This window comes from Brevibacillus invocatus (genome assembly GCF_003710915.1).
Lineage (GTDB): Bacteria > Bacillota > Bacilli > Brevibacillales > Brevibacillaceae > Brevibacillus > Brevibacillus invocatus.
In genome coordinates, this window is record NZ_RHHR01000019.1 from 30,582 (window position 1) to 52,789 (window position 22,208).

Annotated in this window: 20 protein-coding genes; 5 read left to right on the top strand and 15 right to left on the bottom strand. The window is 49.2% G+C overall.

Features of this window, described 5'->3' with window-relative positions:
* Positions 1-127: 127 nt before the first annotated feature.
* Together EDM52_RS12455 and EDM52_RS12460 are read right to left on the bottom strand one after the other, a co-directional pair.
* A complete protein-coding gene (locus tag EDM52_RS12455; RefSeq protein WP_183185064.1) occupies positions 128-826 on the bottom strand; it encodes a response regulator in 699 nt (232 codons plus the stop codon).
* Positions 810-2,432, bottom strand: coding sequence for an ATP-binding protein (locus EDM52_RS12460; RefSeq protein WP_122909313.1), 1,623 nt, complete (start codon positions 2,430-2,432; stop codon positions 810-812). The genes EDM52_RS12455 and EDM52_RS12460 overlap by 17 nt, the downstream gene beginning before the upstream one ends.
* Positions 2,433-2,634: 202 nt before the next feature.
* Here EDM52_RS12460 and EDM52_RS12465 point away from each other — a divergent pair, with 202 nt between their 5' ends.
* Positions 2,635-4,125 carry an NCS1 family nucleobase:cation symporter-1 gene (locus EDM52_RS12465; RefSeq protein WP_122909314.1) on the top strand — a complete coding sequence of 497 codons (1,491 nt, stop codon included), beginning with the start codon at positions 2,635-2,637 and terminating at the stop codon, positions 4,123-4,125.
* A 79-nt stretch (positions 4,126-4,204) separates the two neighbouring features.
* Here the strand turns inward: EDM52_RS12465 and EDM52_RS12470 are convergent, their stop codons facing one another.
* From EDM52_RS12470 to EDM52_RS12500, 7 genes are all read right to left on the bottom strand, one after another.
* Positions 4,205-5,917, bottom strand: a complete 1,713-nt coding sequence (locus tag EDM52_RS12470) for a methyl-accepting chemotaxis protein (protein WP_122909315.1) — start codon at positions 5,915-5,917, stop codon at positions 4,205-4,207.
* Between the two features lie 364 nt (positions 5,918-6,281).
* Positions 6,282-6,404, bottom strand: a complete 123-nt coding sequence (locus EDM52_RS25535) for a GNAT family N-acetyltransferase (protein ID WP_338068311.1) — start codon at positions 6,402-6,404, stop codon at positions 6,282-6,284.
* Positions 6,405-6,519: 115 nt separating this feature from the next.
* Positions 6,520-7,218 (bottom strand): tetratricopeptide repeat protein, encoded by a 699-nt coding sequence (locus EDM52_RS12480; protein ID WP_338068312.1) that lies wholly within the window; start codon positions 7,216-7,218, stop codon positions 6,520-6,522.
* A 133-nt stretch (positions 7,219-7,351) separates the two neighbouring features.
* Entirely contained in the window at positions 7,352-8,248 is an 897-nt protein-coding gene (locus tag EDM52_RS12485; protein ID WP_122909317.1) for a hydroxymethylglutaryl-CoA lyase, read from the bottom strand.
* A 5-nt stretch (positions 8,249-8,253) separates the two neighbouring features.
* On the bottom strand, positions 8,254-9,288 hold the full coding sequence (locus EDM52_RS12490) for a tripartite tricarboxylate transporter permease (protein WP_183185046.1): 1,035 nt from the start codon (positions 9,286-9,288) through the stop codon (positions 8,254-8,256).
* A 279-nt stretch (positions 9,289-9,567) separates the two neighbouring features.
* The gene (locus tag EDM52_RS12495; RefSeq protein ID WP_183185048.1) at positions 9,568-10,146 is read right to left on the bottom strand and encodes a helix-turn-helix domain-containing protein; all 579 of its coding nucleotides are present in this window, start codon (positions 10,144-10,146) and stop codon (positions 9,568-9,570) included.
* An 83-nt stretch (positions 10,147-10,229) separates the two neighbouring features.
* Complete coding sequence (locus EDM52_RS12500) at positions 10,230-11,156, bottom strand: EamA family transporter (RefSeq protein ID WP_122909318.1); 927 nt, start codon at positions 11,154-11,156, stop codon at positions 10,230-10,232.
* A 110-nt stretch (positions 11,157-11,266) separates the two neighbouring features.
* Here EDM52_RS12500 and EDM52_RS12505 point away from each other — a divergent pair, with 110 nt between their 5' ends.
* Positions 11,267-12,697, top strand: a complete 1,431-nt coding sequence (locus tag EDM52_RS12505) for an aminotransferase-like domain-containing protein (RefSeq protein ID WP_122909319.1) — start codon at positions 11,267-11,269, stop codon at positions 12,695-12,697.
* Between the two features lie 123 nt (positions 12,698-12,820).
* On the opposite strand, the gene EDM52_RS12510 is transcribed toward EDM52_RS12505, so the two are convergent.
* From EDM52_RS12510 to EDM52_RS12530, 5 genes are all read right to left on the bottom strand, one after another.
* Positions 12,821-13,351, bottom strand: a complete 531-nt coding sequence (locus tag EDM52_RS12510) for a hypothetical protein (RefSeq protein ID WP_245996845.1) — start codon at positions 13,349-13,351, stop codon at positions 12,821-12,823.
* Positions 13,352-13,524: 173 nt separating this feature from the next.
* On the bottom strand, positions 13,525-14,415 hold the full coding sequence (locus tag EDM52_RS12515) for a nitrilase-related carbon-nitrogen hydrolase (protein ID WP_122909320.1): 891 nt from the start codon (positions 14,413-14,415) through the stop codon (positions 13,525-13,527).
* 34 nt (positions 14,416-14,449) lie between these two features.
* Positions 14,450-15,835: a dihydropyrimidinase gene (gene hydA / locus EDM52_RS12520; protein WP_122909321.1), complete on the bottom strand. Its 1,386-nt coding sequence runs from the start codon at positions 15,833-15,835 to the stop codon at positions 14,450-14,452.
* A gap of 75 nt (positions 15,836-15,910) precedes the next feature.
* On the bottom strand, positions 15,911-17,203 hold the full coding sequence (gene preA / locus EDM52_RS12525) for an NAD-dependent dihydropyrimidine dehydrogenase subunit PreA (RefSeq protein ID WP_122909322.1): 1,293 nt from the start codon (positions 17,201-17,203) through the stop codon (positions 15,911-15,913).
* Positions 17,204-17,278: 75 nt separating this feature from the next.
* Positions 17,279-18,631, bottom strand: coding sequence for an NAD(P)-dependent oxidoreductase (locus EDM52_RS12530; RefSeq protein ID WP_122909323.1), 1,353 nt, complete (start codon positions 18,629-18,631; stop codon positions 17,279-17,281).
* 181 nt (positions 18,632-18,812) lie between these two features.
* On the opposite strand from EDM52_RS12530, the gene EDM52_RS12535 reads away from it, so the two are divergent.
* Both EDM52_RS12535 and EDM52_RS12540 read left to right on the top strand, forming a co-directional pair.
* Positions 18,813-19,334, top strand: a complete 522-nt coding sequence (locus EDM52_RS12535; RefSeq protein WP_245996847.1) for a hypothetical protein — start codon at positions 18,813-18,815, stop codon at positions 19,332-19,334.
* A 9-nt stretch (positions 19,335-19,343) separates the two neighbouring features.
* On the top strand, positions 19,344-19,742 hold the full coding sequence (locus tag EDM52_RS12540) for a hypothetical protein (RefSeq protein ID WP_122909324.1): 399 nt from the start codon (positions 19,344-19,346) through the stop codon (positions 19,740-19,742).
* Positions 19,743-19,752: 10 nt separating this feature from the next.
* On the opposite strand, the gene EDM52_RS12545 is transcribed toward EDM52_RS12540, so the two are convergent.
* Positions 19,753-21,066: a hypothetical protein gene (locus EDM52_RS12545; protein WP_122909325.1), complete on the bottom strand. Its 1,314-nt coding sequence runs from the start codon at positions 21,064-21,066 to the stop codon at positions 19,753-19,755.
* Between the two features lie 220 nt (positions 21,067-21,286).
* Here EDM52_RS12545 and EDM52_RS12550 point away from each other — a divergent pair, with 220 nt between their 5' ends.
* Positions 21,287-22,153 carry a hypothetical protein gene (locus EDM52_RS12550; protein ID WP_122909326.1) on the top strand — a complete coding sequence of 289 codons (867 nt, stop codon included), beginning with the start codon at positions 21,287-21,289 and terminating at the stop codon, positions 22,151-22,153.
* Positions 22,154-22,208 lie beyond the last annotated feature (55 nt).

The following is a 22,208-nucleotide window of genomic DNA, read 5'->3' on the forward strand; positions in this document are numbered from 1 at the left end:
CTTCCTTCTATACATGTAAGCGCCTTCAAATCTGTTTCAAAAGTAACATGCGAGAGGTGCGGGAGAATAGTTTTCGTGCATAAAGCCTATTATGAATTTTAAGTACTTTTTGTTCATTATGTTCACGTTATGGGGAGGCAACATAACGGTATTTCCGCTCAGGTCTCCCCACTGTTCCATAGATCAGATCCGCTCGCGCCTTTTTCTCGACGACGAGATACTCCAGATAACGCCTGGCCGTCGTCCGACTCGTCCCGATCTCTTTGCTGATCTCCTCGGCAGAAACACCCGTGTCCTTTGTCTGCTTGATGGCATTCAACACTTTTTCAAGCGTTAGGAGATCAATGCCCTTGGGTAATAGTGCTTCTCTTGGCTTGCCTACAGCTAGATTGCGCATCAGGATTCGATCAATTGCCTCCTGATCAATCTCTCCTAGCTCGCGTGTACGCAAGAGATGCTCCCTATAGCTTTCCAGCCTTTCGCGAAAACGTTCAAACACGAGGGGCTTAACGATGTAATCGAAGACTCCTCCGCGCAATGCCTCCTGTACCATCTCGATTTCCTTCGCTGCTGTAATCATGATGATATCCACATCCCGATGGTGCTGACGAATATGCCAGACCAGTTCCGATCCCAGCATGTCAGGCAAATAGACGTCCAGCAAGACTAGATGAGGCTTTGTATACGCAAGCATTTCCTTCGCCTCGGCTCCATTCGTCGCTGTCGCAATGACTTCAAAGCCCTCAACCTTACTGACAAAACGTCTGTTGATATCAATAATGCGCAGATCATCCTCCACGATCAGCACTTCAACCTTCTTCATGATTACCCCTCCAATCTTTAGGCAAGGATACGGTGAACAAAGCTCCGCCCCATTCGCTTTTGCCCACGAGAATATAGCCACCTAACTCTTCTACGATACCGCGTACCTTAGACAGACCAATTCCACGCTGTTCTCCTTCCTTTGTAGAAAAACCGTATTCAAAGACCCGCTCCCACAGTTCTTCTGGCACCCCGGGACCGGAGTCCTCCACTTCAAACAAGATTTCCTCCCCTGCATCCGAGAGATAGCACTCCACGACTTTTTTTGAACTGCCGACTCCATTGACAGCCTCCAACGCATTCTGCAGCAGATTTCCGAGCAACACAATCAACTGCTGTCGGTTGATCGTGGCTGGCAGTTCTTGCAAGCGGCTGTCGTGATGGATCATAAACTGAATTTTCAGTTCCTTTGCACGGTTATGCATGCCTAGCAGCAAAGCTCCAATCAGCGGGTCTGGAATTTGTTTGGCGAGAAAAAGAATCAGTTCCTGCTGAGAGGATGTCTCGCTTGTGATCAGTTCGACGGCTTCTTGTATGGAACCGAGCTGCAATAAACCGGAGATCGTATACAGAAGATTATGAAATTCATGAGTCTGCGCACGCAAGACATCCGCGTATCGTCGTGCCTGGGACAGCTCAGATGCCAGCTGGTCGATTTCAGACTTGGCGCGAAAGCTGCTTACAACACCTACAACTTGACCACTCAGCTTGATCGGAACGCGATTGACGATGATTTCCTTGCCCCCGATCAGTGTCTCTCGGTCAAGCTGGTATTCCCCTGTTTCAAGGATCTCTGGCATACGGCTGTCGGGCAAAACCTCGTAGATCTGCTTACCCTGAACTTCGTCTTCTGGCAGCTCTAGAATACGAAGCGCCGCTTTGTTCATCATGGTAATCTGGTTGGTTTTGTCGATGGCAACGATTCCTTCACGCACGGATTCCAGCACGGCGTTGCGTTGGACGTACAAGGCCGCGATCTCCTCCGGTTCCAAACCAAGGATCGCCCGCTTGAGATAACGGCTTAAAGCAATCGCTCCAACCACGCCGCACAGAACAGCAATGCCCATGATCAAAAACACTTTTTCTTGATAATCGGCTATCGCACTCTCGATGTCTTCCAGCAGATAACCCACGGAAACGATCCCGATAACCTCTCCATCGTTTCCTTTAATCGGTACTTTTCCACGCAGTGAAGGTCCCATGCTGCCCACTGCCTTGGATATGTACGATTGACCATGCAAGAGTCCCAAATCATTGTCGCCTCCGACCATTTCCTTGCCTATACGATCCTCGATGGGATGGGCATACCGAATCCCTTCCCTGTTGCCCACAACGACAAACTCTGCATCGGTCTGGATGCGAACATTTTCTGCGATGGGCTGAATCAGCACAGAGGGGTTCTCCGCATAGAATGCCGCCCGAAGCTCTGGGTCGTTTGCCGTTATTTTGGCGACGCTTAACGCTCTTCGTCCTACCTGTTCCTCAATAGAAGAAGCAATAATAGAAGAAAAAATCAATCCAATTACACTGATAATGCCAATAATCACAGACGTAATCAATAAAATCATTCTGGTCTGAAAGGAGAGGCGAACTCTCTTTGACCTTGTCATCATTGTCTCACCTCTGGTTTCATTTTACCACCAGAGGGAAAGAAAGCGATATCACCAATCCCGTCTTTGACATCGAAAGTCTCGCTTTGAAAATGTTGGAATTAGGTCTGCACTCCCCCAATATACTTTACCAACTTATATTCGAGACAAACTGGGCGGTTGTCCGAATGTAAGCGTCAGTCCAAGTAAAGGAGGGATATTTGTGAAAACACAGCACGACACAAATGGGATCGTCACTCTGACAAAGGAAGGCGAAAATTTGGTCAAGGACAGCCCGCTATACAATGAAGGGCTTCGTCCAACCACATTGGAAGAACACAGTTGGAGTGGCTACAACTTCGCAAGTCTGTGGATTGGTATGTCCATTTGTCTGCCTACTTACGCAATGGCGGCTGGCTTGATTTCACTAGGCATGAACTGGTGGCAGGCCATTTGTACCATCATTCTCGGAAACTGTATTGTCCTTATCCCCATTCTTCTCAATTCGCACGCAGGTACCAAGTTTGGAATTCCCTATCCCGTATTTGCCCGTCTCTGGTTCGGCTCCAAAGGCGCGCACATTCCTGCTGTCGCCCGAGGCTTGATCGGAGCAGGATGGTTTGGGATCAACTGTTGGTTTGGCGGGGCAGCCATCGATACGCTGTTGATGTCCATGACCAACTGGGGCAGCGTCCCTGGTCACTTGTGGATCGCCTTTTTCGGATTCTGGGCACTCAACGTGTGGGTGGCTTATCGGGGGCCTGAAGCAATCAGAAAGATGGAAGCGTGGGCAGCTCCTGTGCTGATTATCATGAGCTTGGCCTTGCTGGTATGGGCATTGACTAAAGCAGGCGGCTGGGGCCCCATGCTTTCGGCACCATCCAAATTCACTACTACAGGGGAATTCTTGAAAGTGTTTTTCCCAGCTCTCACGGGCGCAATCGCCTTCTGGGCAACAATGGCGTTGAACATTCCGGACTTTTGTCGCTACGCTAAAAGCCAAAAAGCACAAATCATCGGTCAATCCTCTTCCTTGCCGACAACGATGGGCTTCTTCTCCTTTATCGGGGTAGCCGTTGCCTCTGCTACGGTAGTCATATACGGTGAAGCAATCTGGGATCCGGCAGCTGTACTGGCAAAATTCTCTCCATTCGCCATCTTTTTGGGAACCATCGGGATTGTGCTGGCTACCTTGACGACGAATGTGGCTGCCAACATCGTAGCCCCAGCACGTGCCGTAGAGAATCTCGCGCCTCGCCGTCTCAGCTATAAAACCGGAGCTCTGATCGCAGGATTTGTCTCCTTGCTCATGCAGCCCTGGTACATCCTCGACAACTTTGGCAATTACATCTTCCTCTGGTTGGGCACTTATGGAGCGCTCCTCGGTCCCATCGACGGTATCGCCATAGCGGACTACTGGCTGGTTCGCAAAAGACGGATTCATTTGACCGAGCTTTATAAGACAAACGGGATTTATTCCTACAAAAGCGGCTACAACATGCACGCACTTTGGGCGATGCTGATCGGGATTGCCATTCCGTTCATCTGCAAGTACATTCCTGGACTTACGATCGTTTGGGACAATGCCTGGACGATTGGCTTGCTGATCTCGCTTGCGATCTACACCTGGGTCATGAAAGGGAATGCGTCCATCGTTTCTGCCAAACAGTATGATCAAGTCACGTCTCACTCTACGCAATCTCACGCCTCTTGAGTCATGCAAAGCAAAAGACTGGCTGCCTCGTTATAGAGGTGCCAGTCTTTTTTGTGGTGAAAGGATCAAGGACCCGGAATCACCATTTGAATTGCTGAATCGACTCTTGCAAATCCTGAGCCAGTTCATTGAGATCCGCACTGGAACGTGCGATTTCTTGAACGGATTCCAGCTGTTCATTGGCATGGCCTGAGACGTTTTGCGTATGGTTGGCGGCTTCTGCAGCCAAAATGTTCATTTCGTCCATGGAGGATGCCACTTGCTGCACACTTGCCGACATTTGCTCCGTCGCTGCCGATACTTCCTGAATCTGCTCGGCTACCACTTGTGACGAGGCCACGATTCGATGGAAGGTCTCGCCTGCTTCCTGTACGATTGCAGTACCTTTCTGCGCCTCGACAGTACCGTCGTTCATAACGGTTACCACATGTGTTGTCTCTTGTTGAATTTCCGTGATCAGGCGAGCAATTTCTCGGGCCGACTCGTCCGATTGCTCAGCCAGCTTGCGCACCTCGTCTGCTACAACAGCAAAACCTCGACCGTGCTCGCCTGCCCGTGCTGCCTCGATCGCCGCATTCAAGGCCAAGAGATTGGTCTGAGAAGCGATTCCCGTGATTACGTCTACGATTTGACCAATCGCCTCTGAACGTACACCCAGCTCGTGCACCAGCTGTGCAGCCTGATTGACGGATGTGGAGATCGACTCCATCTGCTGGATGGCGGATTGAATATGCTCATTACCTTGCTGTGCTTCATCCGCTGCTTGGATGGAAGACTCAGAAACCGCACTGGCTGTATCCGCAATGCGTTGAATAGCGATAGACATTTCCTCCATGACACGTACGCTTTCTTGTGTGCGCTGGGTTTGCACCTCGGAGGAGCTGGCAATCTGTTGAACACTGCCCAGCGAACGTTCTGTCGCATGCGCGGATTGCTCAGCGTTGGCTGACAATTGGGCTGAGGAAGCAGCTACCTGCTCTCCTGCAACCTTCACCTGTTCGATCAGGGATCGCAAATTGATGACCAAGCCGTTGAACGCCACTCCCAGCTTTCCTACTTCATCCCGCCCGATATGGGTAACTTGCTCGACAGAAAGATCTCCTTGAGCCAACAGCTCCATCTTCTGAGATACAGCCCTCAGCGGGGTGCTGATCATTCTGGCAATACCAGCACCCAGCGCGATGGCGAGGATCAAAGCTACCGCTTCGATAATCAACAGCAGCAGAATGGTTTGCTCGGCTTGCTTTGCATACTCGGTTTGCATCTGATCAGCTTGGTCTGAAAGGTAGTTAGCCCAAGACAGCTGCTCATCATTGATCCAGTTCAGTGTCTTGTCGGTTGCCCGATAAAAGGTGTAGGCCGTGTCTACCTTCCCATCTTCAACCATGCTGACCACGTCTACCAGATCACTTCGATATTGCGTGACCAGACTTTGAAGCATCTGAACCTTTTTCTGCTCTTCCTCATCCAGGTTTGACAGCTGCAAATTCTCGAACAGCTGCATGGCATTTAGGTTCCGCGCTTCCAATTCAGATTTGTAGCCCTCTAAAAAGTCAGGTACGGGATTCAGGATCATTTTGTACACGAGGCTGTCAATCGCTCGCATCTCTTGACGCCAGTCGTTAATCCATTTTACAGGCAGCAATTGATCCTCATACATCGCTTCCAATTGTTCACTGGAAGACTTTAGCGAGATGTACCCCATCCCGCCTACAATCGTCATAAAAACGGAAAATGAGATGATTAGGACAACCATTTTGCCACGGGTACTTAAGTTGCGAATGATGCTCATCGTTCTTACCCTTCTTTCCTTGTGAAAATAACCATTAAGAGTTGAATATTGTCTAATCTTACCAAGTAAATCCGCTACAGTCGACAAAAAAGGTGGGAAGAACTTCAAATAGCGGTGTGTTACTAGGCTCATAATGGTTTTTTCCCTTTTCATTATGAAACGAAACCTACAATCATGCTCCGATATCCTCCATTGATTATCCATGGCAGGCTCCTTCGAACTTCATCAAACATCTGTCATGACAACTTTAATTCCATAAATCTCGTTCCCTGGATTGGATTAAATACATAAGGCTCAATTTCATAGAATCCAAATGCGCGATACAGATCCTGAGCTTTGGTCATCGTAGGCAGTGTATCGAGTCTCATATAGGCCTTTTGCCGATTTGATACCCCCGAAATGCTTCTCGAACATAGAGTCGTTTCATTTCACATATTCCTTCTTCAATCTTGCGAAGTGCAATACATCCTGCTGCCTTCCCATCCACGACTGCGAATAACGGCTTTGATCTTCACGCTTTCCATCTGGGCACACCTCCCTCGGCTCTTACATGGGTACAACTGAGCAAAAAACGATCCTCTATCAGGATCGCTTGAGACATCTTACAGCTTTGATTTTATCCATGCCATCAACGCCCATCGTCTTTCCTGACGACGTTTGTAGGATGGCAGGCCACGATAGACTTCGACTGCCTCCCGGTAAGCTTGCTTGGCTTTTTCTTTCTGGTGAAGCTCGGTATACATGTCTCCTAGTTTGAAGTAGACCTCGCATGACGACATGTTCATCATAGCCAGTTCTTCCAAACTCGCGAGTGCCTTTTCCAACTGCTGCTGCTTCGAATAGGCCTCTGCCAGTCTCAGATAAGGCTCTCCGTACTTGACCCGTGGATTCGCCTTCAATGCTTGCTCAATCAACTGCTGACCTTCTTCCATACGGCCCAGCTTCAGGTAACAGATCCCTTTGTCGCACACGTATTCAGGAGAATCCTGCATGACCGTTGTAATGCCCTCCAAATAGGATAACGCATCTGCATACTGCCGTTTTTCCATAAGCAAGCGCGCAGCCTCCAATTTTGCAGAGGTGTCATGCGGATTAAGACGTATCTGGTTCTTCAGCAATGATAATCGGCGCCATCTCCGATAGGGCTTGGTGATGTCAGGAAGCAGCCGAACAAAGCGAAGATCTAGCACGTACAACAGCAATAATATGATGATCAGCGCAACAAAAGGACTTCCAGTCAGCCACCAGAAGATCGAAAAAATAATCATTTTCCCCAATGGTTTTCCCTCAATCCTTGGCATTTTTTCTTTCTAACTATAAGAGTTATTCAGAAGAATTGTCAAATATTTCAATATGGAGATAAACCATAGGGAGTCAATAAAAAGAATGAGCAACACAAAGAGATGCCACCCTCCTCGTATTACTCATTCTCTTTCATTCACCTATTTGCATCTGATGACTGGAAAACTTCTTACCCATCTTCCCTTGCAGAAAACGCGCAGCTTCCAGCATTTTCGTCGATTCGATTCCCGTCGTCATACCCATTCCATGAAGCATGTACAGCAAATCCTCGGTAGCCATATTGCCCGAAGCTCCAGGAGCATATGGACAGCCACCCAAGCCACCTACAGCACTGTCAAAGGTGGAAATCCCCATTTCGACCGAGACCAGTGTATTGGCCAAGGCCATCCCGTAGGTATTGTGAAAATGCATGGCAAGCCTTTCGGCAGGAAAACGTTTGAGCAGGACTTCCAGCACTTCTTGGACCTGTCTCGGATGAGCAATGCCGATGGTATCCCCTAGCGAGATTTCTTGTATTCCCATCTCCAGCAGGTTTTCAGCCACGCGAATCACAGCATCGATCTTTACATTTCCCTCGTACGGGCATCCAAAAACAGTCGAGATGTACCCGCGAACTGTTTTTTGGGCAGCCAGCGCAGCTTGTGCCGTTTCCTTTAAGATGGGGAAGGTATCTTCGATGGATTTGTTTATGTTTTTTTGGTTATGTGTTTCACTCGCGGACATGAACACAGCGGCGTCATCTATATTCGCCAGCAAGGCTCTCTCCAGCCCTCTGGCATTTGGAACAAGCGCTCCATAGGTTACCCCCGGAGCCCGCTCGATGCCTTGCGCGACTTCTACGGCGTCTGACAATGCGGGTATCCATTTGGGATGCACAAAAGAAGTAATCTCGATGTAGCTGACACCGGTACGAGAGAGTTGATTGATCCAGGCAATTTTGTCAGCAGTCGGTACAAAAACCGATTCATTCTGCAAACCGTCACGCGGACCGACTTCTTTGACCGTTATCTTTCTCGATGAGATATCCATTCGGCTTACGCTCCCAGTAATGTTGTCATCATATACGTCGATCCATAGAAAATCATGAACTGCACACCTGCTCCTACACCCAATACACGGTTGAGCAAGCCACCTAAGGTTGCGACAGTCAGAGCGAGCATGACACCCACCAGCTGCGCTTCATGGAAAGCAAGCAGGCAAGCCAAACCGACGAACATTCCGACGATGGCTTCTTGGCTGATATTTTTCATGACAAACACAGTAGCTGTTCGCGCGTAATTCATGGCAAAAGGATACGCGATCGCAGTCGCAATAACCAAACCGATCAATCCGTACAAGAAGAAGTCCCAAGGTGTCAGCAGGTTGTGCAGATTGTTGACCGGATCACTGGTAAAGACAGGCGGTGCATTAAACAACGGTGCAGCAGGTCCCAGAGCAACAGGACTGAGCGGAATACCGAAAGCCAACAACGGAATGATCGCTTCCGCAATATAAGTGGACTCAGTGACACCATTCATTGCTGCCAGACTGGAAGTCGATTTCTTATACACGCCTTTATTTCGCGAGCCGACGATTTCCCCCATCAGGGAGGTCATCCCGACTGGACTGAATGCAAACGTCAACGAAGAGATAAAGGAAGTGATCGATGTATGCGCGGTTTGTCTGCCCGTCAGTACCCGGAATGGATTCGGGAAAAAGCCCTTCCACGCACGTACCTCTGGTGCAAGATGATACTCTTTTGGCGAGCTGCGGATGAGTCCGCCTCTTGCACTGGAAGACATGGAAAGCAGCAGATCATAGAACATCGGGCCGATCGCGATTCCTAGGAAGAAGCTGATGCTCAAGTGCTTTTCCACGATCTGAAAGCTGAACTGGTCCAAGCTTTTAATAAAGAAGGCAAACGGAATGATCATTGCAATGCTGACCCATTTCCCCTTGGAGAAGTAAGCAATCAACACAGCAGCGAGGGTGAAGATCAATCCCGAAGCAGATTTGAAAAAGTCTGCGAATTGACCAAGGCGTTCCTGTGGTGTTTTGCGATAAAATCCTGATATTCTCGTCGTTGTCATCGTGATTTCTCCTACTCTATCTGTCTTTTCTTTCCTTGTCTCTATTGCTTACGATCCGCCCAAAAATAGCGCTTACAAAGAAAGGATCACCCCAGTCACCTTGGTTTCATGTGATTCAACTTTGTTGAATGAACTTATACTACTACACGAATTGCTTTGTGTAAATGGGGTATTATTCGTAATATTCAGGTCGCATGCAGAAAACGCAAAAAGCCAGCCTAAAACATCACGTTTTAGAACTGGCTTTTTGGCTAATAAGGCGCACAGAGAAACTAGCCTTTAGCTGGACGGTTGAATAAAGATGGATAACACTTTTGCTTCCTGTTCATTGAACGGAAGAAAGATATGCGGCTTCATACCTGAGAAATACGCAGTGTCCCCTTCTCCCATGACATGCCTTTCCCCATCGTAAAACAGAATGATGGTCCCACTCACGATGTAGATAAACTCCTCTTCAGGATGCGTAAAAGGCTCCGTCACCGTCATATCCGGTGGAACTGTGACCAGCACGGGCTCGATTTTGCTGAATCTGGAGCGATTTGCCAATATTTCATACAAATACCCCATTTCCTTGCTTCCCATCTTCATCGTCCGCTTCGACAACGGCGACAGCACAAGATGTTCATCCCGATTTTCTTCCAAGAACCAGGCCAACGGGGTATCCAGATGCTCTGCAATTTTGGACAAGGTCGCTACCGCTGAAGCCGTTTGTCCATTCTCAATTTTGGACAAGAGACTTTTGGTAAAGCCGCAGCGATCCGCCAATTCTTGTTGTGTAAACCCTTTGCCTAATCTTGCTTTCCTAATTCGCTTACCAATTTCCGACAATTCGATGCCAAACAACCCCTTATCATTCATTCCTGCATTGATTATAGCGATTGATAAATAAATGATCAACAGAGTTGAATACCATTCACCTCTTCAGCTACCATTCACTGCAGCTACACCTTATTGTCTGCTGGAGTGGTTGCCCGTTTCTTGCTCCATAGTTGCTGTAGACTATTCAGGTTGATCAGCACGATTCCGATGACAATCGCGATTCCCCCTAGCAGCGATAGGAATGAAATCGGCTCATGATAGAGAACGGCTCCCAGACACAGTGCAATCAATGGTGAGACATACAGCCAGGTGGCTGGAAATACTGGATTGGTTTTCGCGACCAGCCAATAGAAGATGCTATGCCCCATCATGGAGCCAACGATGATCAAGTAGAAAAGCGACAGGAGGGCATTTGGAGCCAACATCGAAGCCATGTGGACATCTTCGGTGATCAACGATAATACAAGAAGCATCGCCCCTCCATACATCATCTGTGCGGCATTCAGTGTGATCGGCGATACTTCCTGAAATTGTTGTGCCACACGACGGGAGTATACGGTCCCGGCCGCAAAAAAGATTTGACCAAATAAAATCACGGTGCAGCCTGCAATCCAAAGCATGCTAAATGTCACCGTAACACCGGGCAAAAGCAGCAAGATGACACCGGCAAGCCCGATGAAGCAGCCTGCCCAGGATAGAGTAGACAGCATTTGACGTGAAATACCGGATTGAAGCAGTAGAATGATCAGTGGAGCCGTCGCGGACAGGACAGCCGCGATCCCAGAGCTTACATACTGCTCTCCCCAATACAGGCTGGCAAACACCCCAAAAGTCAGCCCCATTCCAGTCAGGAACATTTCTTTGCGTAGCAGAATGGATACAGTTGCCCTTCCCTTCCACGCCATAATAATAAACAGGATAACCCCTGCGAGGAAAAATCGAATGCCTGCCGAGAAAAATGGGGATGCACCCGCATCTATACCCACTTTGATAGCCAAAAACGTCGTGCCGAAAATCATGCACATCAGGAAATATTGGAACAAAATCATGCTTACTCCTCCTTTTTTCCATCATAATCAGAAGGAAATAGAACAGTTGTGTCCAAACAGAACAGATAATGGCATCGATGTTCTATATTTGAAGAAGGGGGGGAGCTTGCATGAGACGAAAAATCCTGTCCAACATCCATTCCGATAAGCTTTTCGAACAAATCTATGACTATCTTCTGGAGCGAATCCGCCGGGGAGAATGGCAAGCACACGAGAAGCTTCCTTCCGTTCGAACGCTGGCCACAGAATTCAATGTGCATCGGTTAACCGTCTTTAAAGCATACCAATTGCTAAAAGAAAATCGTTATGTGTACGTAAAGGACAAATCCGGCTATTACGTGCAACCGAGCGGCTTGCTGTCCATGAATACACTGCATGATCCGATTGTTTCTGCCTACGTACACGACAGCCATCTCTCCGAAATCCATCAGGTTGAGGCAGCCTTTCAATTTTCCAAAGCCTTGCTCGACCCTAATCTATTGCCAAACCTCTATTTTTCCGAATACGTGAAGAAAGTGTTTGACCTTTATCCGAAAGTACTGGGCACCTACTCTACCACACAGGGAGATCAGGAGCTTCGAGAAGCTCTTTGCCGTTATTTTGCCAAGCACTATCACTTCTACGTGTCTGCGGAAGAACTATTGATCACATCCGGCTCCCAAGAGGCGATTGATTTGGTCGCCAGAGTCCTGATCAAACCAAGAGACGTCATTTTGATGGAGAGACCCACCTACAGCCCGGCTATTGATGTTTTCAGAAGACAGGGAGCTGTCATCGTTTCAGTCGACATCCATCCGCACGGCTATGATTTGCATCAAGTCGAAACCGCGATGAAACAATACAAGCCTCGCCTCTTTTATCTCAATCCTACCTTTCACAATCCAACGGGCTGTACCGTTCCCGCTGAGCAGCGAAAGCGTTTGGTCGAGCTTGCGGAAAAATATCATTGCTTGTTGATCGAGGACGACCCGTACCGGGATATTTATTTTAACGAACAGCCACCCTTGCCGCTATTTTCCTATGATACGGCCGGATATGTCATTTACTTGCGCAGCTTCAGCAAATACATTGCTCCAGGCCTTGGCATCGCTACCGTGGCTTGCCGACCATCGTTCATGAACTATTTCATCAGAGCCAAATCCTTATCCGACAGTGGTGCACCTCTGCTCAATCAAAAAATCTTTTTACACTACTTTTTTTCAGAACGGATGCAACAGCATTTGGAAAAACTACGGATTGCACTGGCTGTGCGCAAGGATATTCTGGAGGAAGAATTGTCTCTCACCGGCTGGAAATGGTCCAGCCCAACAGGCGGCTTCAATCTGTGGACCCAGTTACCTGACTCGATCCCGATGGAAGAACTGTTGACCAAGTCCATCGAACAATCCATCACCTTTGTGCCTGGATCGATCTGTGATCCGCAGAGGGAGCTCAAATCCTGGATACGAGTGAGCTACTCCTATCTCAACGAGCAACAGTTGCGGGAGGGCTTTAAAAGACTCATCTGCCTCATTCATTCCATGTCCCATGCAGAGAAATAGAAGATCTTCCATCCGTTTCGGTCAAAACAAAAAACCAGTCTGCCACTTGGAAGCATGAAGGGCGACCGGTTTTTTTATGGATGAAGTGATGTTCTTTCAAGATGAACATGCTTCCCTTTGCTCTCATTCAAAGCTCTGCAAATCGAGTATCGCATACAACGCAATATCCGTAATACAGGAATCGGATTGGTAGCAAATATAGTACGTCAGTTCAGGAGATATCTCATACTGTATTCCCTGATAGCCTTTATCCAGTAAAAAAGAACGCACTTCTCCACCGGTCCACTCCAGCCATTCCTGGTAGGTCATTTTCTCCTGCAAGCCAACTAACTCCTGATTGGTATGCCTGGCAGCCAATGCATCCCGACGCAGCTCATTTTCACCGTACTGCCGATCTAATACAAACAATCGGGAAACGAGCAGCTTCTGCTGCAAGACGGCAGCCTTGTCCCATGTCGTTTCGGCATGACAGATGGCATAGTGGGCAGCTACCTCCGGATTGCTCACCAGATAGACACCCGATCCGAAAACAGCTTTGGCACTTGCACCGTTGATAAAATGCCGCCGTTCTTCCCGGCTGTATCGCTGCGCGTCAATGACCAGCATGGCTTCCCCATGCTCTACGCCTCGAAAGACCACTTTCATCTTACTCATTTCAATTCTCCTCACGTACCCTTGGCTTATGCTTAGAAAACTTGGCTTCGCCAAGCTTTTGGTCGAGCCTTAGTTGCTCTTTCCTAGCTTCCTCTACTCTTTTAGCGCTTTAGCGCAGTTAAACTTTCTGATAGTAGAAAAGAAGGAGGCGCCTGCAAGCACCTCCCTCCCCCTTACGGCAGCAGTTTGACCATGTCGTCGTATGTTTCCGGTCTGCGATCGCGATAAAATTGCCATGTATCTCGTACTTCATGAATCATGTTCTTATCCATGTCTGCCACTATCACTTCATCCTGATCCCGGCTGCCCACCGCGACAAACTGTCCGCGCGGGTCAACCAGATAAGACTGACCATAGAATTCTCCCATGTTCCATGGCGCTTCCATGCCTACGCGATTGATGGCAGCCACGTAATAGCCATTCGCGACCGCATGAGCAGGCTGCTCCAGCTTCCACAGATATTCGGACAGTCCCGCTACGGTAGCAGATGGGTTGAAGACGATCTCCGCACCAGCCAACCCGAGCAGACGTGCTCCTTCTGGAAAATGACGATCGTAGCAAATGTAGACACCTACTTTGGCAAATGCCGTCTCAAATACCGGGTAGCCGAGATTGCCGGGTTTGAAGTAGTACTTTTCCCAGAAGCCGCATCCTTCACTACCTACGCCCACATGAGGTATATGCTGTTTGCGATACTTGCCCAGATAGGTTCCATCTGCATCAATCACGGCCGCTGTATTGTAATACGTTCCGATGCCAACCCGTTCATACACGGGGAGTATGATCACCGTACCCAGCTCTCGTGCCAAGTCGCTAAACTGCTGTACGGTTGGTCCCCCAGGCACCTCTTCCGCTGCTTCGTACCATTTCGTGTTTTGCTCGGCGCAGAAATACGGTCCATAAAAGATTTCCTGCAGACAGATGATCTGGGCTCCTTTGGCTGCCGCTTCTCTCACCAAAGCAATGTGCTTCTCAATGGCTTTCTCCTTATGAACCTGAACTGGTTCATAGCCGTGCACATCATTTTTGGCCTGAATCAATCCAATTTTCACCTTGTTTACCACCGACCATTCCCTCCCTAGCTGATCGATATCGGCGCTACGGTCTGGAAAACTTACTTCTTTTCACAAATTTCCCCGCTCCAGCGTGACCGACGTATTCCTTGTTGCGCACAACGAAGCTCCCACGCGACAGAACCGAGACAACCTCTCCGTACACTTCCATACCCTCAAATGGATTGTAATCGACATTCATATGATGCGTTTCAACGGAAATCGTGCGTTTCACGGTCGGATCAAACAGGACGATGTCTGCATCCGAACCCACTGCGATGGTCCCTTTTTGTGGAAACATCCCGAACAGCTTGGCAACCTTGGTGGAAGTGATATCAACGAATTGATTCAGGCTGATGTTGCCTTTTCTGACACCTTCAGAGAAGAGCAGCGTCATGCGATCCTCGATAATCGGGCCACCATTTGGGATCTTGGTAAAGTCTTTTCGACCGAGCTCTTTCTGTCCGGCAAAGTTAAACGGACAATGATCGGAGCCAACCGTTTGCAAGATGCCGTTTTTCAATGCACTCCACAAGACATCCTGATTCCATTTCTCGCGCAGCGGGGGTGACCAGACGTATTTCGCACCCTCAAAATCCGGGCGATCCAGGTCGCTGATATCCAGCACCAGGTATTGCGGGCACGTCTCGCCGTACACATTCCAGCCTTTTTCACGCGCCTCTGCAATTCTTCTGACAGCATCCGCACACGATACGTGCACGACGTACAGCTGTGCATCTGCCAGTGCTGTAAGGGCAATCGCGCGTCCTGTCGCTTCCCCTTCTGCTTCTGGCGGCCGTGTATAGGCGTGGTAGATCGGATCAGTATTTCCTTGTTCCAGCGCCTGCTTGATCAAATAATCCAGCACATCCCCGTTCTCCGCATGCACTTGAACCATTGCCCCGAGCTCCTTGGCGCGGATCAAGGTCTTGAATAATGTCTCGTCGTCAGCCATCAGGACATTTTTATATGCCATGAAAACCTTCAAGGATGTGATCCCTTCAGCAGTGACGACGGATTCCAGCTCTCTTAAAACATCGTCGTTGGCATCCGAGATCATCAGGTGAAACCCGTAGTCGATGACAGCTTTGCCTTTTGCTTTCTCATGCCAGGTCGCAATCGCCTGATGGAGTGATTCCCCTTTATTGGTCAGGCAAAAGTCAATGACACTGGTCGTTCCGCCAAATGCTGCCGCTTTGGTTCCGGTAAAGAAGTCATCGGACGTGACTGTGCCGCCAAAAGGCATGTCAAGATGGGTGTGTGGATCGATTCCTCCCGGCAACAAATAGCAGCCGCTCGCATCGACCACTTCTGCATCCTCCACGTGCAGCTCCTTGCCGATGGCGACGACTTGCTCTCCGTCAATCAGCACATCAGCCTGATACGTATCAGCAGCCGTCACGATCGTCCCACCGCGAATCCATTTTTTCATCCATGCACCCTCCCTTTCCTACCACTTTGCTAGTACAAGCTATGCAAGAGGTTGAATGTTCATGACGATTCCCCTTTACACAGATGCATCTGTATTGGCGTTGTTCCCCCCGGCAGCAAGTGCAGCCTGCCGCTCATTCCAGCTGAGTGGTGGCTGATCGTTGGGAATTTCCACCATCTCGATCGTCCCCTCCACCGGACAGACGATGGAGCACAGATTACAGCCGACGCAATCCTCTTCCAGTACGACCAGCATTTCTTTTCCTGTTTCGCTATCCAGCACCCTGTCAATGCACTGGTGCGACGTATCTTCACAGGCGATATGGCACTTGTTGCAATGAATGCAGGTATCGTCGTTGATTCGTGCAACCACTTTGTAATTGAGGTTGAGATGCCCCCAATCTGAATAGGTGGGAACGGCTTTCCCCACGATATCCACCACAGAGGCTATGCCCCTCTGATCCAGATAATTGTTCAACCCATCAATCATGTCCTCCACGATCCGGAAGCCGTGGTGCATGGCAGCCGTGCATACCTGAACGCCAGTCGCCCCCATCAGCAAAAATTCAACCGTATCACGCCAATTCGAGATCCCGCCTATACCGGAAATGGGGATTCCGACGAGCGGGTCGCGCGCGCACTCTGCCACCATATTGAGAGCGATCGGCTTGACGGCTGGTCCGCAATATCCGCCATGCGCCCCTTTTCCATCCACATGGGGAATCGGCAGCCATTTGTCCAGATCGACACCCATCAGGCTGTTGATCGTATTGATCATGCTGATGGCATCGGCACCACCCTGTGCTGCAGCACGTGCTGTAAATCGAATGTCGGTGATATTCGGCGTCAGCTTGACGATGACTGGCGTCTGCGCCACTTCTTTTACCCATTCCACTTGCTGACGGATCAAATCCGGGTGCTGACCGACAGCTGAGCCCATACCGCGTTCGGCCATGCCGTGTGGACAGCCAAAGTTCAGCTCAAGCCCATCCACCCCGATTGCCTCCACTTTTTTGACGATCTCATGCCAGGCTTCCTGCTTGTGTTCCACCATCAAGGATGCGATCAGCGTATGCTTGGGGAAGCGCTTTTTCGTCTCATCCATTTCTCGTAGATTCACTTCAAGCGGTTTGTCTGTAATCAATTCAATATTGTTAAACCCGACCACACGCTGGCCGCCGTAATGCAGCCCGGCGAAGCGGGACGTCACATTGATAATGGGTTCGCCCAAGGTTTTCCAGACTGCGCCACCCCAGCCCGCCTCAAATGCCCGCTGCACTTGATAGCCGGAGTTGGTCGGTGGCGCGGATGCCAGCCAAAACGGGTTGGGGGATTGAATACCCGCCAGATTGATGCTGAGATCAGCCATAATCAGTCTCCTCCATTTTTGTCTCTATTCGCGCTTCCTTCCATTCCTGCTCCCATCTCGTCATCCATGTCTCTCTTACACCTGAAGGGTGTAATCATTCAGTGCCTGGTGAATCGCGGCTGCTGCCCGTTTCCCGTGGTTGGCCGCATCCACCACCATCGCATCTGTCTTTCCTCCACCGAAAATCACATCGCCTGCAGCGAATACCTTGGGGTTGGAGGTGCGATACGTACCGTCTTCAATGGTGACGATTCCATTTTTGTGCTCCATGCCAAACGATTCGATCAGCTCCAGGTAGCGTGTTTGACCGATGGCCTTTACAACAGCATCCACTTCGATGACAAACTGGCTATCTGGAATAGAAACAGGACGCTTGCGCCCTTTTTCGTCCGGTTCTCCCAGCTGCATCCGCATCAGTTCCAGTCCAGTTACGCGACCATTCTCTCCCAAAATGCGTACGGGAGCGACCAGCCAGCGGAATTCCACCCCATCCTGCTTGGCAAATTCGTATTCAAATTCGTAGCAGGTCATTTCTTGCTCCGTGCGTCTATACAAAATCTGGACCTGCTCGGCTCCCAGCCGCTTGGAACAGGTAGCGGCATCGATGGCGGTATTTCCTGCCCCGATGACGACGACTTTCTTTCCCATCATTGTGTCTGTCAGCGGCTTGGTTTTGGTTTCCTCCACCAGTGCGATCGCGTCCAGTACCCCCTCCAGCTCCTCCCCTTCGATTTGCAGGGAAGGCACATAGCCCATGCCCGTTGCCAGCAGCACCGAGTCATAATTCGCTAGCAGCTCGGCGGGAGCAATATCTACGCCTACCTGCGTATTCGTCCGAAACTCCACGCCCAATGACTCAATCTGTTCTGCTTCCCATAAGGATATGGACTGCGGCAGGCGAAATGAGACAATTCCGTACGTATTCAAGCCACCGGCCTTCTCTTTCGCTTCAAATACCGTAACCTGATGCCCCAGCCTTGCCAGCTCACGTGCTGCAGATAACCCTGCTGGTCCTGCCCCAACGATGGCCACTCGCTTGCCCGTATCCTCACCTTTTGAAAACAGGGATGCCTTGCTCTCGATTGCCCAGTCGGTCGCATGACGCTGCAAAAGACCGATCATGATGGCGCGTGATCCAGAAGCGTGGTTGAGTACACAGGCTCCCTCACACAGCTCCTCTGTAGGGCACACGCGAGCGCAGCTGGCCCCGACCGGATTGGCATCCATGATGGTACGTGCTGAACCGAGCAGGTTGCCCGAGGCTATTTTTTTGATAAAGCTCGGAATGTCGATCGAAGTGGGACAGGCCTTGATACAGGGGGCATCGTAGCAGTAGAGACAGCGATTCGCTTCATCGATTGCTTCCTTCGCTTTTAATGCAGGTACCACTTCCCGAAAATTTGCCTGAATGTGGTGCGGGACGCTCATCTCGCAACTACCTCCTTACCAGTTCTGGAAAACCATGCTTGCTATTAATCAATGTAGGATTAAACCGTTTTATGATTTTTTCATTTCAAAAGGGATGTGGAAGGTGCGATATCAAAAACGGAGTGGTGGCATGAATGATTTCAGCCCTGAATATGGTGTAAGGAACCCTGCGGAGGTGAACATGAGGACCATGAGAGACTATGATGGGGAAATTGCGCAATTGCAGCTTCAGATCCAGGAAGCCACTACCCAAATTGCTCATTTGGAAAAGGAGCGGGAGGAGCATGCCGCTCAGCTGAAGCAACGCTTGACATACTTGTCCTCTCGGGAGATTCTGGACCTTCTGGAAGCCAGACAGGGTCGGAAAGGCAGTATGGCGACAATCAAGCGCTGGGCGGACAGTGGCGAGCTGGGTGAGGTCATCGATGAGCGACAAGCCTTCCCCCTTCTCGTCAATAAACAGGGAAACAAACGATTTCTGTATCCACGGGAAGAAACGCTGTGCTTTCTCTACGAAAAAGGCTTTCTTGTTCCCCGCTATGAGGTGTTGGATCGGGTCAAGCTCAAACAAGGTACATGTATGGTGCATGCCTTAGTTACATCAGTCAGCCGTGTTGATCTTTGTTTTTTTTATCAAGTTCAGCTTGAAGCAACGGGAGAGGTTTTGAGCCAGATCACCGAAGACAAACTGCTGCTCCCGTAAGGAGGACTTATGGAACTGGCTGAGATCACCATGAAAAACGATCTTGCAAACCAAGAAATCTCGCGACAAATTCGCGATTTTCACAAAAAAAAGGGCCAGCCTCTCGCTATTCGTTTTAGCGAAGAACTGACCCATATCATATTGGAAGCCCCTTGTCTGTTTATCCCGTCTCCCACCCTGCTCGGCGAGGAAATGATGATTACAGGAACCGTACGAACCTATTCTGACCACGTCGAGATCGTTGCACCAAAGTCAGGGGAGACAATCCATCTCTATCTCAATTCTGAGCTGATTGCAGAGCTGGAGCTTATCCGCTCTCTCGTCAATCACAAGACGCAGGATGAAGTGATTCAGGAAATGCTCATGCGTGGGCTTCGCTCCTATTTGTCCGAACACAAGCAGAAATGATGCGATTATTTTATTTAAAGTCGTCACCCTTCAAGTAGTTGTAGAAAGGCTGATCCACCCAGAATTGGTAGGTTTCCACTTCAACCGATTTGCCGATTTTTTTGAAAGCATTCACCACAGCTGTCGAATCTTCATTCAAGGAAAACGTCTGAACGATGTGACGTCCATCTTGAACAAAGTTGTTGGTGATGACCGGATAATCAGCCAGTTCAGTCAATGAATAGTAGAGAGGCTGCCACCAGGAGCCTCTTAGCAGACCTGTCGCATCTTCTTCATTCTTTTTGGCATATTGCAGGACGAGCGGCTGGAAGCGCTCCTTATCTTCCTGTGAAGCAAACTCAAAGCTCAAATCATATTCTTTGGAGTATGCGATGTAGTTTCCATTCTCGATCTGAACCACTTGATAATCGTCCGTTTGTACAGGCTCGCCCCACTCTTTCAGGTAGATAAATGCAGATGTTTTGGGTTCCAGCTGCACTTTTGCGTCGATGCCTTCACTCTTCAAGAGACCGATCAGCTGAATGGCATGTACGATATCACTGTGACCGTACGTGATGGTACGCTTTGGATCAAAACGCGGGTCGAAAGCCGCATCCTTGAGATTGTAGCCTGTGATCAAATCTTGCTTCAGAATCTCGTCCACCAGCTGCTGCAGCTCTCCTGCCTTGATAATTTGCAGCTCGTTCCAGGCTTGTACCACTTTGCCATAGATATCTTCAGATGCGATCGTACCCAGGTAGTTTTGATAGTGTCCTTTGAATTCTGCTACTTTCCCCAACAATTGGTAGGCCAACTCGGCGGTTACGTCTCCGGTTGCTTTCACGGAAGCGATGACATCCGTTTTGACCAATCCCAGATCAATCGCTACTGCCAGATCCTGAGCTGCCGCAAGCGAGAGGCTTCCCCCTTTTTGGTAGCTCAAGCCAGCTTTGGCCCAGGATGCTGTTACTTTATCCTCACTGTATGTAGCGGCCAGCTCTTTTTGCTCGGCTGCCACCACTGCTGCGCTGATTGCCTCCCAAGCTGCCAGCTTGCTGCCTCCTGTGGGCATTGCTGCTGCTTGGCTCCCTGTGCTTGCCACGACTTTCGACAAAGCCGTTGCAAACTGGTCTCTTGTTACCGTTCCAGACAGCTTGACTCCATATTGTTGCGTGACGTAGCTGGTATAATCAGCCTTTGCTACATTCGCTGGACTCACTGACAAGACTGCTATCGGATGTGCGGCTTGAGTCGATCCTTGAGCGTTTGCAGCATATGGAAAGGAGATGGCTGCTGCCAGCACAGCCGCTGCACTTAGTTGAAGCAATCGTTTTTGTGGTTTCATGTGTTCAGTACCCCCATTTTATGAAGACAAGATATATGACTTTTATTCCTACCAACTTACTTGGTAATATATTTCCTTACGCTACCATTATGTACCGGTTGGTGTCAATAAGGTTTGCAAGTATTCAATGAAAATAACAAAGCATTAAACAAATATTGGTAAAAAACCGATAGTAAGAAAAAGTAATCTCATCTAATATTTTGTTCAAGGAGAATTACGCATGCGTATTCAAACGGAACGTGGGCAACTCGTCCCAACTCTTCCCTCAGGATTGGAGAAGAACATAATCCCCACCATTAGCACAGGCCATCTCCCGCTTGTACGCCACCATGATACGATCGAATTGAGCGCAGCCACAGCAAGAGAGCTCCCTGAAGGAGCCATCATACACGAAACACCGCGTTTTTTCTTCAACGTAGAAATCAACGAGACGTTGGATGAGATTTTGTCAGGCAAAGCAGGCAATGTCAGCAAAGCTGCCTACCAGATCTTGGAGTCCAACTTTTTTGCTACGAATCGGGATATTCAGGACGAAGAACGTGTAGCATTGCGAGAAGCTGGTTTGGCCAAAGCCAGGTATCTTGCAGAGCATTATATGGCAGAAGACGAAGCTAGTAAGTTCATGGATACCATGAAGCTGTTGGCTGCCGTCTCTACGACTCGAAAAGTAGACCCGACCACTGGCACTGTAACGTATGTAGAGCTTCAGACCAGACCAAAAGGAGCACCCGATGACTACGTGAATGCTTCCCAATTGATGAAGCGATTTGACCCGTCTGCCTATGCCGGCATGCAGGAGGTGATTCGGAATGGTGAAAACTCAGGAAGCTTCCTGATTCAGTTTGCCAAAAAGCTTCGCCATCATCCCGAATGGGTCAACCAATACCGACAGGAACAAAAGGACATTTTGACTGAATTAAAGAACCTGGATCTTCCCAATCGCTTTGCGGATGCCGATACGGGAAGTTTGTCGTCTTTTTTAGAGACGATGGCGCTTCACATCGAGGGTTTTTCCCTTGCCTCGCAAAAGGAGCTGCAAGGAAATCTTAACTCTTTTGCATTGCTGCTCAGTCCAGCTGATTTATAGTCAGCAGCAACAATTAAAGCAGTTTCTCCCAACTTATCGAGAGAAACTGCTTGTT